Below are 17313 nucleotides of genomic sequence, written 5' to 3'. Positions count from 1 at the left end.
AGAAATGACAGAACAAAAGTATATCATGGCAATCGATCAAGGAACAACAAGTTCCAGAGCAATTATTTTTGATAAAAAAGGTAATAACATCGGTAGTTCTCAAAAAGAATTTACTCAATATTTTCCGAAAGCTGGCTGGGTGGAACATAATGCAAATGAAATTTGGAACTCTGTTCAATCTGTAATTGCTGGTGCTTTGATTGAGTCTGGCATTAAACCTTCCGATATTGCTGGGATTGGTATTACCAATCAAAGGGAAACAACAGTTGTTTGGGATAAAGTCACAGGTTTACCGATTTATAATGCGGTAGTTTGGCAATCCCGCCAATCTTCGCCAATTGCGGACCAATTAAAAGCAGATGGTCAAGGTGATATGATTCACAAAAAAACTGGTTTAGTAGTAGATGCTTATTTTTCAGCAACAAAAATTCGCTGGATTTTAGATAATGTAGAAGGTGCCCAAGAAAGAGCCGAAAAAGGCGAATTACTTTTTGGAACAATCGATACTTGGTTAGTGTGGAAATTAACTGGCGGAGAAACTCATGTGACAGATTACTCTAATGCCAGCCGTACAATGTTGTTTAATATTCACGAATTAGAATGGGATCAAGATATTCTAGATCTATTAAATATACCGCGTGCAATGCTGCCGAAAGCGACATCAAATTCTGAAGTATATGGTTTAACCAAACATTATCATTTCTATGGTAGTGAAATTCCAATTTCTGGAATGGCAGGCGATCAGCAAGCAGCATTATTTGGTCAAATGGCATTTGAAGCAGGCATGGTTAAAAACACGTATGGTACAGGTTCATTTATCGTAATGAATACAGGGGAAAAACCACAGCTTTCAGAAAATAACTTGCTAACAACAATTGGGTACGGTATTAATGGCAAAGTCTATTATGCCTTAGAAGGTAGTATTTTTGTTGCAGGATCAGCTGTTCAATGGTTGCGTGATGGCTTAAAAATGATTCAAACTGCAGCAGAATCAGAAGCCGTTGCTAAAGAATCTCACAATAAAAATGAGGTGTATGTGGTGCCGGCGTTTACTGGTTTAGGCGCTCCATATTGGGATTCCGATGCTCGTGGTGCGGTGTTTGGAATAACCAGAGGAACAACGAGAGAAGATTTTGTCAAAGCTACGTTGCAAGCAGTTGCCTATCAAGTAAGAGATATCATCGATACGATGAAAAACGATACAGGAATTGATATTCCAATTTTAAAAGTTGATGGTGGAGCAGCGAATAATGACTTATTAATGCAATTTCAAGCAGATATTTTAAATACTTCTGTCCAACGTGCTCAAAACTTAGAAACCACCGCATTAGGTGCAGCATTCTTAGCTGGTTTAGCAGTTGGATTTTGGAAAGACTTAGATGAGCTAAAAGCATTTTACGAAGAAGGGCAAATCTTTGAATCGGAAATGCCTGACGAAGAACGCGATGATTTATATGAAGGCTGGCAGCAAGCTGTTGCAGCAACTCAAATGTTTAAACATAAATCAAAATAATGAAAGCGGTGAACAGGTATGACTTTCTCCATAAAAACCAGAGCAGCATCTATTGAAAAAATGAAACAAGAAACACTAGATTTATTAATAATTGGCGGCGGTATTACTGGTGCAGGTGTTGCGATACAGGCAAGTGCTTCTGGTATAAAAACAGGATTAATTGAAATGCAGGATTTCGCTGAAGGAACCTCTTCCCGTTCTACTAAATTAGTTCATGGCGGTATTCGTTATTTGAAAAATTTTGACGTAGAAGTTGTAGCAGATACAGTCCAAGAACGTGCAGTGGTTCAATCGATTGCACCACATATTCCGAAACCTGATCCAATGCTTTTACCGATTTATGACGAGCCTAAAGCAACCTTTAATATGTTTTCTGTAAAAGTTGCGATGGATCTTTATGACCGATTGGCAAATGTGATTGGTACGAAATATGAAAACTACACATTAACAAAAAAAGAAGTTCTTGAAAGAGAGCCTCAACTAAAAAGCGAAGGTTTACTTGGCGGGGGCGTCTATCTAGATTTTAGAAATAACGATGCCCGTCTAGTGATTGAAAATATTAAACAAGCAGCGGCTGATGGCGGTCATCTTGTCAGCAAAGTCAAAGCGATTGGGTTTCTTACAGATGATAAAGGAAAAATTATTGGTGTAAAAGCACAGGACTTATTGACGGATGAAGTATTTGAAATTAAAGCCAAAGTAGTGATTAATACTACTGGTCCATGGTCTGATAAAGTTCGTGGGCTAGATACAAAAGAAAAGATGATTCCGCAAATGCGCCCAACAAAAGGCGTTCACTTAGTCGTTGATAGCAGTAAATTATTTGTTCCTCAACCAACATATTTTGATACAGGTAAACATGATGGCCGGATGGTTTTCGTGGTACCAAGAGAAAAGAAAACATATTTCGGTACAACTGATACTGACTATACAGGTGATTACGAACATCCGACGGTTACCCAAGAAGATGTAGATTATCTATTGGAAATCGTTAATAACCGCTATCCAGAAGCAAATGTAACTATTGATGATATTGAAGCTAGCTGGGCGGGACTTAGACCATTAATTTCTGAAAATGGCGGTTCAGATTATAATGGTGGGAATAACGGTAAAGTTTCCGATGAAAGTTTCGATCAAGTGATTGATATTGTAGAAAAATATCAGCAACAAAAAGTATCGCGTTTTGACGTTGAAAATGTCTTAAATCATTTGGAAGATTCGCTAGCTGAAAGTAAGGAAAATCCTTCGGCTGTTTCTAGAGGAAGTTTGCTTGAGCGCTCAAAAGATGGACTGTTAACTTTATCAGGTGGTAAAATTACCGATTATCGGAAAATGGCTGAAGGCGCATTGAAAGAAATTCAACGTATTTTAAAAGAAGAATTCAATGACGATTTTCAATTAATTGATTCTAAAAATTACTCAGTTTCTGGTGGTAAAATCGATCCGGCAAATGCAGAAGCTGAAATAGAATCATTAGCAAAATACGGTGTAGAAAAAGGTTTAACTCAAGAAGAAGCAGAATATTTGGCACATCTTTATGGCTCAAACGTAACACAACTATTTGATAAAATCACAGCAACCAAACCAGCAAACGATTTGAGTTTAGCTGAAACATTAGGTTTGCACTATGCTTTAGAAAATGAAATGGTGCTAACACCTGCTGATTATCTTGTGCGGAGAACCAATCATTTATTGTTTATGAGAGATACACTGGATCAAGTAAAACAGGGTGTTATTGCTGAAATGGCAAGCTACTTTAACTGGACAAATGAACAAAAAGCACAATATACGCAAGAATTGAACCAATTGATAGCAGAATCTGATTTAAGTACATTAAAAGAAGGAGCGAAGTAAGATGGACACTTCCAATATGACACAGATTTTTAGTGAATTTTTAGGGACAATGATTTTGATTCTATTAGGTGATGGTGTGTGTGCTGCAGTTAATTTAAAAAAGAGTAAAGCTGAAGCTTCCGGCTGGATCGTGATTGCTTTTGGTTGGGCGATGGCAGTAACGATGGCGGTCTATATTGCAGGTTACATGGGACCAGCGCATTTAAATCCGGCGGTAACAATTGCTATGGCGATGACTGGCAGTTTTGAGTGGAGTTTGGTCGTTCCATTTATTATCGCTCAAGTTCTTGGTGCAGTAGTAGGAGCTGTTTTGGTTTGGCTGGCATATTTACCTCATTGGTCGGCGACAGAAGATCAAGGTGCCGTTTTAGGAACTTTTGCTACAGGACCAGCTATTCGTAATTATCCGGCAAATATGGTGACAGAAACAATTGGAACATTTGTATTAATTTTAGGATTGCTTTCATTTTCACAACATAATTTTACAGATGGACTAAATCCGATTGTTGTCGGTTCACTAATTTTAGCTATTGGTTTGTCTTTAGGTGGTCCAACAGGATACGCTATTAATCCAGCGCGTGATTTTGGTCCTCGTTTGGCTCATCAAATGTTACCGATTTCAACAAAAGGTACTTCAGATTGGAGTTATTCATGGGTGCCGATCGTGGGACCGGTCCTTGGTGCAGCGATTGCATCAGGTGTCTACATGATGATGGTTTAATAATATAAATAAATTGAACGACAGAGTAGTGTTTAGCTGCTCTGTTTTTTGCTGTGAACAAGATTGTGTATTTTAGTAAAAAACTCTATAAGTTGACTGGATTTTCCTTCAAATTTTCAGCTATCTTCTATATAATAAAAACTATCAATCAAAGAAGAGGTAAACCGATGAAACATGAAACTTTTTTATCCGCAGATCAAACGACCACCAGTCATTTTATTTGCTGGCAGCCTGTAGCAAAACCAATCGGCACGGTTCAAATCATTCACGGAATGGCTGAATACATTGAACGATATAAAGAGTTTGCTGAATATCTCACTGGTTTAGGTTACGTCGTGGTTGGTCACGATCATTTAGGACATGGAGAATCCAGCGCATCTGGAACGGGTTATTTTGGCAAAGGCGATTCTGTAAAACTTGTTTTGCAAGATATTGACTATGTAAACGTTTGGATTGAAAGACATTATCCTGAACTTCCGCATTTTATGTTAGGGCATAGCATGGGTTCGTTTGCATTGCGTAACTATTTGCAATTATATCAACCAAATATTTCTGGTGCGATTTTAATGGGGACTGGAAAAAGAGCAGCTATGCTTTCCTTTGGACTTTCTGTAACGAGTATTTTGAATAAGACAGCACCTAATACAACGAATGAATGGTTGGATCAATTAACATTTGGTGACTATAGTAAACGATTTCCGGAAAACGGAAGATTTAACTGGTTAAGTAAGAATCAAGAGAATGTTAGCAATTACGAAGCAGATCACAGAATGGGATTTACGTTTACGAATAATGGGTTTTATACGTTATTTAGTTTAGTTGACGGAGCGACTCGGAAAAATTGGGCTCATAATGTTGAACAAGAATTGCCGTTTTTAATTATTAGCGGAGAACAAGATCCGGTGGGAGACTTTGGCAGAGGACCAAGGAAAGTAGCAAAAGAACTAAATGAAGCGCACGTAAAAGATATTTCATTAGTATTGTTCAGAGAACTTCGTCATGAAATTTTATTTGAATCAGAAAAACTGGAAGTGTATAAAACGATTAGTCAATGGCTAAATAAACGACTAAATTCTAACGATAAGAGCTAGAAATCCGTTTGCTATTTAGAGCATTTTTCTATAAACTACATTATAGAGTTGAAATTTGAAAAATAAAGGATTTATTGAGTTTTTGATAGGAGGGATTGGATGGACAAAGCAGAATTAAGGAAGATCGGATTAGCAAATTTAACTTGGCTTTCTCAACATCCATCACTAAAAGAGCAAAAAGAGCAGATGATTTGTCGAGCACTCTATTGCGATCCTTATTGGGAAAAGGCGCAAACAATTGCAATTACCAAATCAATGGCGATTGAATTTGATACATACCAAATCCTTCAGGCTGGATGGGCAGCGGGCAAAAAAATGGTAATGCCAAAAGCTGGTAAAAATCGTCAATTAACTTTTCATGAAATTACACCTGAAACGGTTTTTGAACGAACAGCTTTCGGTGTTGAAGAACCTGTAGATGCTTCTGAAATAGCTGGTGATAAGATTGATTTACTAGTTGTGCCTGGAATTATATTTACACGACAAGGATTTCGAGTGGGATTTGGTGGCGGTTATTATGATCGATTTTTGCAAAACTATCATGGGGAAACGTGCAGTTTGGTATTCAGCGAACAGATCCAAGAAAACTGGCAAGTAGAATCATTTGATCTGCCAGTCAAACGATTATTTATTAACTAGGAGGTCTCTATGAATTATCAAACACAAATGAAGATAAAAAGATTGTTGAAACAACCATTAATCACTTATTTTTTATTGGGAATTACGACTATCGTATTTTTAGGAATGGAAGTAACTGGCGGTTCTGAAAATGGGATGGTTCTTATTAATTGGGGTGCAATGGCACGTGAGTACATTGTTGTTCTACATGAATACTGGCGCTTTTTTACACCGATGTTTTTACATATTGGGTGGCTGCATTTTGCAGTAAACATGGTAACGCTTTATTTTGTCGGGTCTCAAGTTGAGAGTATCTATGGACATTGGCGTTATCTACTGATTTATTTATTAAGTGGTGTTGCGGGAAATGTGATTAGTTTTACCTTTGGATCAGCAGGAAGTATTTCAGCTGGAGCGAGTACATCATTATTTGGATTATTCGGCGCGTTTATTATTTTAGGTCGTCATTTTAAGAATAATCCGGCAGTTTCTTTTATGGTTCAGCGATACGCGACATTTATCGGAATTAATTTAATCTTTAACTTATTTAGTAGTTCAGTGGATATTATGGGACACATCGGCGGATTAATCGGGGGACTATTAGTGGCTTCTGTTTTAGCTGTGCCGGATCGTTCGGAAGAGTTCAATATCCATGAGCGGATTATTGCGGGAATAATTTTTGTTTTTGTATTAGTTATTTGTCTAGTCTTGGGTTTTAAAAAATACGGTTTACTTGTATAATAAGGAAGTGCATTTCGATGGAAACGTTATATGATGTGCAACAGTTATTTAAACAGTTTGGTATTTACATTTATGTAGGTGCGCGGATTTATGATATCGAGTTAATGATGATCGAACTAAAAAATATTTATGAAGGTCATTTGATTGACCGTGATACGTATTTACACGCACGCAGTGTTTTACAAAGAGAGCATCGGATTGAAGAAAGTAAGGCTGAGAAAGGAACCGATTAAATGGATAAGAAACTGATTGGGATTGATTTAGGCGGTACAACAATTAAATTTGCTATTTTAACAGTAAATGGAGAGGTTCAGCAAAAATGGAGTATTGAAACGAATGTCCAAGATGAAGGTAGTCATATTGTGCCGGATATTATCGAATCAATTAACCATCGAATCGCTCTTTATGATATGAAGCATGAAGATTTCATTGGTATTGGTATGGGCACTCCAGGAAGTGTGGATATTGTGAATGGCACGGTTGTTGGTGCTTATAATTTAAATTGGACCAAAAAACAAGCAGTGAAAGCTCAGGTCGAAGCAGCGACTGGGATTGATTTTGTTCTGGATAATGATGCGAATGTTGCTGCTTTAGGTGAACGCTGGAAAGGCGCTGGAGAAAACAATCCGGATGTGGTGTTTATTACGCTGGGTACAGGAGTCGGCGGTGGAATTATTGCTGAAGGCAACTTGTTGCATGGCGTCAATGGCTGTGCGGGTGAAATTGGTCACGTAACAGTCGATCCCGGTGGTTTTGAATGTACCTGCGGCAAACGTGGTTGTTTAGAAACTGTTTCTAGTGCAACTGGTGTTGTGCGGGTTGCTCGTCATATGTCAGAAGAATATGCGGGCAATTCTCAATTAAAACAAGCGATTGATGATGGTCAAGATGTTTCAAGTAAAGAGATATTTGACTATGCTCAATCAGATGATTCATTTGCCCTAATGGTGGTTGATCGGGTTTGTTATTTCTTAGGTTTAGCTATCGGAAATGTCGGTAATACCTTGAATCCGTCAAGTGTGGTTATCGGCGGTGGCGTTTCTGCTGCGGGTGAGTTTTTACGTAGTCGTGTTCAAACTTATTTCGAAGAATTTACATTCCCGGAAGTTCGTAATAGCACACAAGTAAAACTTGCTGAACTAGGCAACGAAGCTGGCGTGATTGGTGCCGCTTCATTAGCATTACAATTTATGGAGAAAGCGTAAGAAAGGGATTTTAGAATGAACGTTTTGTGGATTATTAATCTTATTTTGATAACAATTTTACTAGCAATGGGAGGAAACGAACTATATCTTCGAATTATGGCAAAACGCTCTGCTAAAACCATTACAGAAGATGAGTTTAAAGAAAACATGCGTAAAGCTCAAATTATTGATGTGCGTGAAAAAGATTCATTTGATGCAGGTCATATTCTAGGTGCGCGCAACATGCCATATACAATGATGAAAACAACTTTAAACTCAATCCGTAAAGATCAGCCAGTTTATATTTATGATCAAAAAAAATCATTAAGTATTCGTACAGCTAATTTATTACGTAAAAAAGGGTATACTGACCTTTATATTTTGAAGGGCGGCTATGAAGGCTGGACTGGAAAAACGAAAAAGAAAAATATGCAATAATGTAAAGTATGGGGAAAAAAGCAACGGCTCAATTGCTGAGTTGTGTGTTCTTCCCTATGCTTTTTCTTTTAGCAAAAATTGTAATTGGTTTCTTTTTTTTATTTTTAGGCTAAAATAAAGATGAGGTGATCGAAAATGATTCAGTTAAAAAGAGCTTATGCACCAGTAGAGGCTAGTGACGGCTATCGTGTTTTAGTTGATCGTTTATGGCCACGAGGAATGTCAAAAGAAAAAGAGCATTTAGATCTTTGGTTAAAAGAAGTGGCACCAAGTAAAGAGTTGAGACAGTGGTTTCATCATGAGCCTGATAAATTTACGGAGTTTAGACAAAAATATTTGGATGAACTACAATTAGGCAACACACAAGAGGCATTTCAAGAGCTAGTAGCTATCATAAAGAATCATAGTAAAGTTACTTTGATCTACAGTGCTAAAGATGAAAAATATAATAATGCTGTTGTACTAAAAGAAGCGCTGGAGCAAAAAAATTAATTGGAAAACTAAAAATTTAGATGAAAGGAGGTCCCGTATGAAGATAGCGATTGTTGGTGGTGGACCAAGAGGGCTTTCTGTTTTAGAGCGGATTGTCGAGTGGTCGAGAGAAGAGCAAGTACTCCAAATTACCATGTTTGATCCAAATGGTCCGGGCGGAAAAGTCTGGCGAGAATCTCAGTCATTTGCCTTGATGATGAACTCAGTGGTGTCTCAAGTTACCTTGTTTACAGATGAAACACTGAGTACTAATGGCCCCGTTGCTAAAGGACCTAATTTATACGAATGGGCGAAAAATGAAGCAATTGCTTATATTCAAAAACATCATTTTGAACATAGAGTTCAGCTTGTAGAAGAATGCGAGAAGTTAGAAGCAAACGATCATTGTTCCAGAGTTTTGTACGGAATTTATCAAAAATGGTTTTATGAGTATATTCAAACGAGAATGACTGAACAAACATCGGTAAAATTCTTTAAAGATACTGTTCGTGCTGTAAAAATGCATGAAGATCAATTTTTAGTTTATACAAGAGCTGTAGAGACGACAGTGGATTACGTTATTTTAGCACTAGGACACCAAGAAAATGAGTTAACAGAGCAAGAGCAAATTTTAGCGACGTATGCCAGCGAACATCGCTTATTCTATGTTTCTCCTAAAAATGCAGCTGATGCCCATCTTGAGGCGATTACGGAAAATAGCCCAGTTTTACTAAGAGGTTTAGGACTAGTTTTCTTCGATTATTTAACGTTATTGACAAGTGAGCGCGGCGGTATTTTCAAAGAAAAAAATGGGGAATTAATTTATATTCCTTCTGGAAAAGAACCAAAAATCATTGCTGGTTCAGGTCGGGGAATTCCCTATCATGCTAGAGGTAAAAATCAAAAAGGCTATGGTGAAGAATATCGACCAAGATTTTTAAAAGAAAAAAGCTTAAATAAAATAAAACGAAAAGGACAATTTCCGGCAGAACGTTTTTTTGAACTTTTGAAAAAGGAAGTAGAATTTGTTTATTATACTACATTAATTAAAGAGGGGTATCCTGACGTAAATCTACAAAAATTTAGTGAAGAATTTGTTCGGACAAAAGGTGCGACATCAGCACTTACTAAGTATGGTTTGAATGAAAAAGAATATTGGGATTGGTCAGTTGTTCAGCACCCCGATCAGCAAATACATGAGTCAGAATCATTTAAGCATTTTATGATTGAGTATTTGACCACTGACTATGAGGACGCCAAAAAAGGCACTTTGTTAGGGCCAGTTACCGCCGCTTTTGATTGTTTAAAAGATTTAAGGGATGAGATTCGTTTTATGCTGGATCATCAATTGTTTTCAGATGACGATACGAAAAAATGGTTATGGGATTGGTTTACACCACTGAATACTTTTTTATCAATTGGACCTCCTTTAGAACGAACAGCTGAATTAAAAGCTTTGATTAAAGCTGGAATAGTCACAATTATTGGGCCGAAAATGAAGATAGAAACAGAGACGGATTGTTTTGTTGCGTATTCTGAAAAATTTCCTGATAAAAAATATAAAACCCAATTTTTAATAGAAGCAAGAGTGACAAAAACAGCTAATCAATTGAGTTTAAATCCACTTATGCAACAACTTTTAAAAGATAAAATTGCAACATTGCATCAATTTGTACTAGATTCTGAAGAAGTCGTTCAAACGGGTGCTTTATCAGTGAATAGAAAAACGAATCAATTGTTGTCAGCAAAAGGTCAGGAAATTTCCGGATTGTTTTGTTATGGGATTCCAACAGAAGGTCTGCATTGGTTAACTGCAGCGACTTCAAGACCTGGGATAGATCCTTGGAATTTAAGAGAAGCAGATACAATTGCTGAAACTATTTTTGAAAACAAGAAAAAAGAAAACACTGCTGAGTGAGCTGTGTTTTCTTTTTTGTTTTAGAAACTACTCAAAAGTACAACGAATAAAGGGTTTGCTCCGCTTTTCAAGATCCAGCTGTACAAACCAAACCTTTCAACAAATAGATAAAATACTGAAAAGATAAAGAGCATCTTCTCAGTATTTTTCTAATTTGTTCAAGGTTTAAACGGTTTGCTCCGCTTTTCTTGTTAACGTGAAATACGTTTGCGCATTGCTTTTTTGCGGTTTTCTTCAATCATATCTTCTTTTTCTTCGATTGGGTCAATCACCGTTTTTTTGATTGTTGCGGCTAATCCGGCAACTGCAGCACATGTTACAGCAGTTCCTACTAACATACCTGAAATAAATTTTTTCATATACATTCTCCTTTCCGTTATTTGCATAGTTATATTATGAACCAAAGTAAGAAAAAAATCCAATAGATTGAAAAAAGAAGTGTCTGGGAAACGAATGAAGTCGAATAACATGTTTTTTAACTAAAACTATTGAAAATATTTAGTAAACGTTTTATAATTAATTTACTAAAATAAATAATGAGGTGACGAATGTGGAAAATCAGTTAAAAGAATTGTTTTATTCTGTATTTGGTAATGATCCTGAAGGTTTGTATTTTGCTCCTGGAAGAATTAATTTGATTGGAGAACACACAGATTACAATGGCGGCTATGTTTTCCCCGCGGCAATTACGATTGGCACTTATGGAGCAGTCAGGAAGCGTGAAGATCAAAAGCTTCGTTTTTACTCAGAAAATTTTGCGGAATTGGGAATTATTGAACTTTCTTTAGCCGATTTAACTTATAACAAGGAGCATGATTGGACGAACTATCCTAAAGGCATGATCTACTATTTATTAGAAGAGGGCTATAAAATTAATCAAGGGATGGACATTCTTTTTTATGGCACGATTCCCAATGGTGCTGGTTTGTCATCGTCTGCTTCGATTGAATTATTGACAGGTGTCCTCTTGAATGACCAGTTTGATTTGGGAATTGACATGCTAGATTTAGTACTGACAGGGAAGCGAGTGGAGAATCAATTCATCGGTGTAAATTCAGGCATTATGGACCAATTTGCTATCGGTATGGGAAAAAAAGATCAGGCAATATTGCTAGATACGAATACGTTAGACTATGAAATGGTGCCAGCAGCTTTTGGCGAGTATGTAATTGTTATTATGAATACTAATAAACGCAGAGAATTAGCTGATTCAAAATATAATGAACGTCGCGCGGAGTGTGAGTTGGCCTTAAGTCGCCTTCAATCTAGTTTGGATATCCAATCTTTAGGTGAGTTGACAGATGAGCAGTTTGAAGAGAATAAACAAGTTATTGCTGATGACACATTGATTAAGCGGGCAAAACATGCTGTGACAGAGAATCAACGAACACTAAAAGCTAAACAAGCTCTTGTACAAAATGATTTAGCGACTTTTGGATTATTACTTAATGCTTCACACGCGTCACTAAAAGATGATTACGAAGTTACTGGAATCGAATTAGATACCTTAGTTGAAACCGCGCAAAAGCAACTTGGTGTACTCGGAGCAAGAATGACCGGTGCTGGGTTTGGCGGCTGCGCAATTGCGTTAGTTAAGGAAAGCGTTTTAGAAGAGTTTATTAAACAAGTGAGCGCTAGCTATGAAGAAAAAATCGGCTATGTAGCAGATTTTTATGTTGCGAACATTGATGATGGCGCTAGAAAGCTGTAAAATAAAAATGATGGAGAAATTAGTTTAATATAAAATAGGAGGCGAGCGACTTGTCAATTTTAGTTTTAGGCGGTGCAGGCTATATTGGTTCTCACGCTGTAGATCAATTGATAGATAAAGGGTACGATGTTGTGGTAGTGGATAATCTTTTAACTGGTCATAAAAAGGCGATTCATGAAAAGGCACGATTTTACCAAGGCGATATTCGCGATAAAGGGTTTATGCAAGAAGTATTTAAAAAGGAATCAATTGACGGTGTGATTCATTTCGCTGCCAATTCCCTTGTGGGTGAATCAGTGGAAAAACCATTGATGTATTTCAATAACAACGTATACGGGACTCAAGTTATTTTAGAAGTAATGGAAGAGTTTGGCGTGAAAACAATCGTATTTTCTTCAACAGCAGCGACTTACGGAGAACCCAAAGAGATGCCGATTGTTGAAAGTATGCCGACAAATCCTGAAAATCCGTATGGCGAAAGCAAGTTAATGATGGAAAAAATAATGAAATGGTGTGATAATGCATACGGTATTCGGTATGTTGCCTTACGTTATTTCAATGTAGCCGGAGCAAAATCAGATGCTTCGATTGGTGAAGATCATGATCCTGAAACACATTTGATTCCAATTATTTTACAGACAGCTTTAGGTCAAAGAGAATATTTAGGTATTTATGGCGATGATTATGACACACCTGATGGTACTTGTATCCGCGATTATGTATATATAGAAGATTTGATTGCGGCTCATATTGCTGCACTTGATTATCTGCAAAAAGGTAATGAAAGCAATATTTTCAATTTAGGCAGCAACAATGGCTATTCAGTCAAAGAAATGCTGGAAGCAGCTCGTGAAGTAACAGAAAAAGAAATTCCGGCAAAAATTTTGCCCCGTCGAGCTGGAGATCCAAGTCGATTAGTGGCATCAAGTGAAAAGGCTAAAAATATCTTAGGCTGGCAGCCGAAAACAACCGATATCAAACAAATTATTCAAACTGCTTGGAACTGGCATGTCAGTCATCCAAAAGGATATGAAGACTAGGAGGAATTATTGTGTCAATTAGCCAAACCATTACAGATTTCGTTACATTAGCCATTCAAGCTGGCGGCTGGATGGAGTTAGATCGTCTCTACTTGCAAAACCGTGTACTTGCGGCAATTGGGGAAGAATCATTAGAAATTATTCCGCCCAAGCAAGTAACTAGGACGTCCGTAGATTTACTGGATGAGCTAGTAACACAAGCTGAAAAGAATAATGTAATAGAAACTGGCACAAGTGCTGTAGAAATTCTAGAAGCGCAATTGATGGATTTTTTGACACCGCCACCTTCAGTAGTCAATGCTTTTTTTGCTCAACATTATGAAAAAGATCCAGCGGAAGCAACAGATTACTTTTATAAACTAAGCAAAGAAAATTATTACATTAAAACAAGGGCGATTGCTAAAAATATTGTATTTCCGGTGCAAACAGAATATGGTGAATTAGAAATAACCATTAACTTATCTAAACCAGAAAAAGATCCCAAACAGATTGCAGAAGCTGTTCAAGCTGCATCAATAAATTATCCAAAATGTTTACTTTGTATGGAAAACGAAGGTTACAAGGGTCGTGTTAATCACCCGGCAAGAACGAATCATCGGATTATTCGGATGAATTTAGGCGGAGAAAGTTGGGGATTCCAATATTCTCCGTATGCATACTACAATGAACATTCGATTATTCTTTCAGAAGAACATCGCCCAATGGTTATTTCAAAGGAGACGTTTTCACGTCTGCTTAAAATTGTAGAAGTTTTTCCGCATTATTTTGTTGGATCAAATGCTGATTTACCTATAGTTGGAGGATCAATTTTAACACACGATCACTATCAAGCAGGACGTCATACGTTTCCAATGGAAAAAGCAGAAGTTGAACAATATTTTGAATTAAAAGACTATCCATTGCTAAATGCAGGGATTGTAAAGTGGCCCTTATCGGTGATTCGTCTTCAAGGTCCAAGTGCAGAAGATTTAGTTGAAGCGGCAGCAATGATTTTAGAAAAATGGCGTAATTATTCAGATGAAAGTGTCTCAATTCAAGCTTTTTCAGAAGACGGAACGCCTCATCACACTGTTACACCAATCGCTCGACGGAAAGGTAAGTTGTTTGAATTAGATTTAGTTTTACGTGATAATAATGTTTCCAAAGAGTTTCCGGACGGTATTTTCCATCCTCATCAAGATGTTCAACATATTAAAAAAGAAAATATTGGACTAATTGAAGTAATGGGATTAGCGATTTTACCACCGCGTTTAAATGATGAACTTAAAGCAGTTGAAAACTATGTTTTAGACAAAGACAATCAGATTGCTGCCTATCATCAAAACTGGGCAGATCAGATGAAAGAAACGTATACTTTTACTGAAGCTAATGCTGAAGCGATTATCCAAAAAGAAGTGGGCAATATTTTTGCTCGTGTATTGGCGGATGCAGGTGTGTATAAGCGCACAGATGAAGGGCAAGCAGCCTTTAAGCGATTTATTGAGACTTTATAAAAAAGAGAGCAGGTGAAAAGATGGCAACAATTAAAGATATAGCAAATTTAGCAGGCGTTTCACCTGCCACTGTTTCTCGGGTACTAAACTATGATTCAGATCTTTCTGTTGGCATCGAAACCAAGCAAAAAGTTTTTGAGGCGGCAGAAGAATTAAACTATACAAAACACAAAAAAAGTATTAAGAAAGCCAAAGCTAAAATTATGCTGGTTCAGTGGTATGATGAGGCAGAAGAATTGGAAGATATTTACTATCTGTCAATCCGTTTAGGTATTGAAAAAAAAGCCGAAGAACTTGAGATCGATTTAATTAAGCGATCGTTAGACGAACTTGATGGAGAGCAAGTAGATGGGATTCTCGCCTTGGGAAAATTTGACCAAGAACAAGCGGATTACTTATTTGAGTTGAATTCGAACTTGTTGTTTGTTGATTTTGATGCGCTATCATTAGGATATAATTCTTTAGTCATTGACTTTGATCAAAGTGTGTCCTCTGTTTTGAATTATTTTATGCAGCAAGGACATCAGAGGATTGGGATCATTGCTGGGGAAGAATATACGTTAAAAAGTCATGAACTACTGGAAGATAAACGTTTAGTATGTTTTAAAGAACAACTGGGACAGCGAAATTTATTGACTAAAGCGACGATTTTAACAAGCCCTTTTACAGTAACTGGTGGTTATCAAATAATGAAAGAATATCTAGCCGAACAGCCTAAAGAATTTCCCAAAGCATTTTTTGCGGCAAGTGATGCTATAGCAATAGGAGCACTTAAAGCTATCCAAGAAGCAGGCTATCGAGTGCCGGAAGATATTTCAATTATTGGTTTTAATGATATTAGTGTGGCAAAATATGTTAGCCCGCCGTTGACAACTGTAAAAGTGCATACTGAGTGGCTAGGTGAATTAGCAGTTGAAACAATTCTGTCAATTATTCATGAAACTGCTCCGGTTGCAAGAAAAATAATGATTGCGACAGAACTTATTGAAAGAGCCTCAACGAATGAGCCGACCCCCAAAAGTTAGACCTGGAAATCTAACTTTTGGAGGTTTTTTTGTATGGCAAAATACAGTTTTGAATTTAAACTTAAGGTTGTCCATGACTATTTATCTGGTCAAGGAGGTACACGGTTTCTCGCAAAAAAATATGGGTTTAAAAATAGTTCTCAAATAAGGAAATGGATTAATGCCTATAAAGAACTTGGTGAAGAAGGACTACTTCGTAGTCGAAAAAGTAAGAATTACTCTGTTCAATTTAAGTTAGATGCGATAGAGTTGTATTTAACTACAGAGTTCTCCTATCAAGAAGTGGCCAATCTTCTCAAAATGAACAATCCACCATTAATTGCGAATTGGCTTAAAACATATCGGAATCTTGGTATAGATGGACTCTCCAAACAGAAAGGACGTCCACCTATAATGCCTAAGAAAAAACGAAATGAAACCCAGCCATTATTACCCAGTGAACAATCTCAATTAGATAAACTAGAAAAAGAAAATAGAATGTTAAAAATTGAGAATGCCTATTTAAAAGAATTGAGGAGGCTGCGTTTAGAGGACGAACAAAAAATGAAAGAATCGCGCGAACCATTCACAGCCTCCGAGGACACTTTCGATTAAAAGATATTTTGGAAACCCTAAGGTTTCCAAAAGCCACTTACATGTACTGGCAAAAACGCTTCGACAGAACAACTTCAACACAAATGATTGAAGAAGAAATTCAAGCGATTCGTAAGGAACATCAACATTATGGCTATAGAAGAATGACACAGGAATTGAAACGACGTGGATATCAAGTAAATAAAAAGAAAGTACAGAGATTAATTCAAAAGCTACAGTTACAAGTCAAAGCATTTACCAAGAAATCTAGGAAATATAATTCATATAAAGGAACTGTTGGGAAAGTAGCTAAAAACTTGATTCATCGAAGATTCAAAACTTCGGTCTCTCATCAAAAAATTACGACGGATACAACTGAATTTAAATACTATGAAACAGATGATGCGGGCATTCTTCGACAGAAAAAACTATATTTAGATCCGTTTATGGATATGTATAACAGTGAAATTCTAAGTTACAGCTTTTCTACTCAACCAAATGGTAAAACAGTTATGGCAGGGCTAGAAGAAGCAATTTCTCAAACAAATGATTGTCCCTATCGTCGCACCTTCCACTCTGATCAAGGCTGGGCTTATCAAATGAACACCTATATACAAACATTAAAGGATAATCGTATCTTTCAAAGTATGTCTCGGAAAGGAACCTGCTTAGATAATTCTCCTATGGAGAATTTCTTCAGTATTCTAAAGCAAGAATTGTATTATGGAAAAGTTTATCAAAGTCAAAATGAGTTACGACAAGCCATTGAGAACTATATTCATTATTACAATCATTATAGAATCAAAGAAAAACTTAACTGGAAAAGCCCAGTAGAATTTCGACATTTCAATCAAAAAACTGCATAAAAAATAGAGTGGAGAAATCCACTCTACAAAAAGTCTAACTTCTTGGGGTCACTACA

Annotated in this window: 16 protein-coding genes and 1 pseudogene; 16 read left to right on the top strand and 1 reads right to left on the bottom strand. The window is 36.9% G+C overall.

Annotation, left to right across the window (positions count from 1 at the left end):
• Positions 1 to 4 precede the first annotated feature (4 nt).
• From glpK to C240_RS13105, 11 genes are all read left to right on the top strand, one after another.
• Positions 5 to 1513, top strand: a complete 1509-nt coding sequence (glpK, locus tag C240_RS13155) for a glycerol kinase GlpK (RefSeq protein WP_271496572.1) — start codon at positions 5 to 7, stop codon at positions 1511 to 1513.
• Positions 1514 to 1531: 18 nt separating this feature from the next.
• Positions 1532 to 3367 carry a type 1 glycerol-3-phosphate oxidase gene (gene glpO, locus C240_RS13150; RefSeq protein ID WP_271496569.1) on the top strand — a complete coding sequence of 612 codons (1836 nt, stop codon included), beginning with the start codon at positions 1532 to 1534 and terminating at the stop codon, positions 3365 to 3367.
• Position 3368: 1 nt separating this feature from the next.
• A complete protein-coding gene (locus tag C240_RS13145; protein WP_271496566.1) occupies positions 3369 to 4088 on the top strand; it encodes an MIP/aquaporin family protein in 720 nt (239 codons plus the stop codon).
• A gap of 167 nt (positions 4089 to 4255) precedes the next feature.
• On the top strand, positions 4256 to 5179 hold the full coding sequence (locus tag C240_RS13140; RefSeq protein WP_271496564.1) for an alpha/beta fold hydrolase: 924 nt from the start codon (positions 4256 to 4258) through the stop codon (positions 5177 to 5179).
• Between the two features lie 99 nt (positions 5180 to 5278).
• Positions 5279 to 5818: a 5-formyltetrahydrofolate cyclo-ligase gene (locus C240_RS13135; protein WP_271496561.1), complete on the top strand. Its 540-nt coding sequence runs from the start codon at positions 5279 to 5281 to the stop codon at positions 5816 to 5818.
• A 9-nt stretch (positions 5819 to 5827) separates the two neighbouring features.
• A complete protein-coding gene (locus C240_RS13130; RefSeq protein ID WP_271496558.1) occupies positions 5828 to 6538 on the top strand; it encodes a rhomboid family intramembrane serine protease in 711 nt (236 codons plus the stop codon).
• Positions 6539 to 6555: 17 nt separating this feature from the next.
• Positions 6556 to 6771, top strand: a complete 216-nt coding sequence (locus tag C240_RS13125; protein WP_271496555.1) for a YqgQ family protein — start codon at positions 6556 to 6558, stop codon at positions 6769 to 6771.
• Positions 6772 to 7743: an ROK family glucokinase gene (locus tag C240_RS13120; protein ID WP_271496552.1), complete on the top strand. Its 972-nt coding sequence runs from the start codon at positions 6772 to 6774 to the stop codon at positions 7741 to 7743. It begins immediately after the preceding gene.
• Positions 7744 to 7758: 15 nt separating this feature from the next.
• Positions 7759 to 8160, top strand: coding sequence for a rhodanese-like domain-containing protein (locus C240_RS13115; RefSeq protein ID WP_271496547.1), 402 nt, complete (start codon positions 7759 to 7761; stop codon positions 8158 to 8160).
• A gap of 135 nt (positions 8161 to 8295) precedes the next feature.
• The gene (locus tag C240_RS13110) at positions 8296 to 8652 is read left to right on the top strand and encodes a DUF488 domain-containing protein (RefSeq protein ID WP_271496544.1); all 357 of its coding nucleotides are present in this window, start codon (positions 8296 to 8298) and stop codon (positions 8650 to 8652) included.
• A gap of 37 nt (positions 8653 to 8689) precedes the next feature.
• The gene (locus C240_RS13105; protein ID WP_271496541.1) at positions 8690 to 10549 is read left to right on the top strand and encodes an FAD/NAD(P)-binding protein; all 1860 of its coding nucleotides are present in this window, start codon (positions 8690 to 8692) and stop codon (positions 10547 to 10549) included.
• A 191-nt stretch (positions 10550 to 10740) separates the two neighbouring features.
• Here C240_RS13105 and C240_RS13100 read toward each other — a convergent pair whose 3' ends face one another.
• Positions 10741 to 10908 carry a DUF3042 family protein gene (locus tag C240_RS13100; RefSeq protein ID WP_087639359.1) on the bottom strand — a complete coding sequence of 56 codons (168 nt, stop codon included), beginning with the start codon at positions 10906 to 10908 and terminating at the stop codon, positions 10741 to 10743.
• Positions 10909 to 11099: 191 nt separating this feature from the next.
• On the opposite strand from C240_RS13100, the gene C240_RS13095 reads away from it, so the two are divergent.
• The 5 genes and pseudogenes from C240_RS13095 (at position 11100) to C240_RS13075 (ending at position 17257) form a co-directional block, all read left to right on the top strand.
• Positions 11100 to 12260, top strand: coding sequence for a galactokinase (locus C240_RS13095; RefSeq protein ID WP_271496533.1), 1161 nt, complete (start codon positions 11100 to 11102; stop codon positions 12258 to 12260).
• Between the two features lie 50 nt (positions 12261 to 12310).
• Positions 12311 to 13300: a UDP-glucose 4-epimerase GalE gene (gene galE, locus C240_RS13090; protein ID WP_271496528.1), complete on the top strand. Its 990-nt coding sequence runs from the start codon at positions 12311 to 12313 to the stop codon at positions 13298 to 13300.
• Positions 13301 to 13311: 11 nt separating this feature from the next.
• Complete coding sequence (gene galT / locus C240_RS13085; RefSeq protein ID WP_271496525.1) at positions 13312 to 14793, top strand: UDP-glucose--hexose-1-phosphate uridylyltransferase; 1482 nt, start codon at positions 13312 to 13314, stop codon at positions 14791 to 14793.
• Positions 14794 to 14813: 20 nt separating this feature from the next.
• Positions 14814 to 15818, top strand: coding sequence for a LacI family DNA-binding transcriptional regulator (locus tag C240_RS13080; RefSeq protein WP_271496522.1), 1005 nt, complete (start codon positions 14814 to 14816; stop codon positions 15816 to 15818).
• 33 nt (positions 15819 to 15851) lie between these two features.
• Positions 15852 to 17257, top strand: a pseudogene (locus C240_RS13075) (IS3 family transposase).
• Positions 17258 to 17313: the final 56 nt, after the last annotated feature.

The organism is Enterococcus sp. 5H, assembly GCF_028128615.1.
GTDB lineage: Bacteria > Bacillota > Bacilli > Lactobacillales > Enterococcaceae > Enterococcus_L.
The sequence above is the reverse complement of the archived record's forward strand: the minus strand, read 5'-3'. Positions and strand labels throughout refer to the sequence as shown.

Excerpts from the sequence above, each read along its gene's own strand:
- C240_RS13145 (WP_271496566.1), top strand. The coding sequence starts at position 3,369 with ATGGACACTTCCAATATGACACAGATTTTTAGTGAATTTTTAGGGACA.
- glpO (WP_271496569.1), top strand. The coding sequence starts at position 1,532 with ATGACTTTCTCCATAAAAACCAGAGCAGCATCTATTGAAAAAATGAAA.
- C240_RS13130 (WP_271496558.1), top strand. The coding sequence starts at position 5,828 with ATGAATTATCAAACACAAATGAAGATAAAAAGATTGTTGAAACAACCA.
- C240_RS13140 (WP_271496564.1), top strand. The coding sequence starts at position 4,256 with ATGAAACATGAAACTTTTTTATCCGCAGATCAAACGACCACCAGTCAT.
- C240_RS13115 (WP_271496547.1), top strand. The coding sequence starts at position 7,759 with ATGAACGTTTTGTGGATTATTAATCTTATTTTGATAACAATTTTACTA.
- C240_RS13120 (WP_271496552.1), top strand. The coding sequence starts at position 6,772 with ATGGATAAGAAACTGATTGGGATTGATTTAGGCGGTACAACAATTAAA.
- C240_RS13135 (WP_271496561.1), top strand. The coding sequence starts at position 5,279 with ATGGACAAAGCAGAATTAAGGAAGATCGGATTAGCAAATTTAACTTGG.
- C240_RS13100 (WP_087639359.1), bottom strand. The coding sequence starts at position 10,908 with ATGAAAAAATTTATTTCAGGTATGTTAGTAGGAACTGCTGTAACATGT.
- C240_RS13080 (WP_271496522.1), top strand. The coding sequence starts at position 14,814 with ATGGCAACAATTAAAGATATAGCAAATTTAGCAGGCGTTTCACCTGCC.
- glpK (WP_271496572.1), top strand. The coding sequence starts at position 5 with ATGACAGAACAAAAGTATATCATGGCAATCGATCAAGGAACAACAAGT.
- C240_RS13125 (WP_271496555.1), top strand. The coding sequence starts at position 6,556 with ATGGAAACGTTATATGATGTGCAACAGTTATTTAAACAGTTTGGTATT.
- C240_RS13110 (WP_271496544.1), top strand. The coding sequence starts at position 8,296 with ATGATTCAGTTAAAAAGAGCTTATGCACCAGTAGAGGCTAGTGACGGC.
- C240_RS13105 (WP_271496541.1), top strand. The coding sequence starts at position 8,690 with ATGAAGATAGCGATTGTTGGTGGTGGACCAAGAGGGCTTTCTGTTTTA.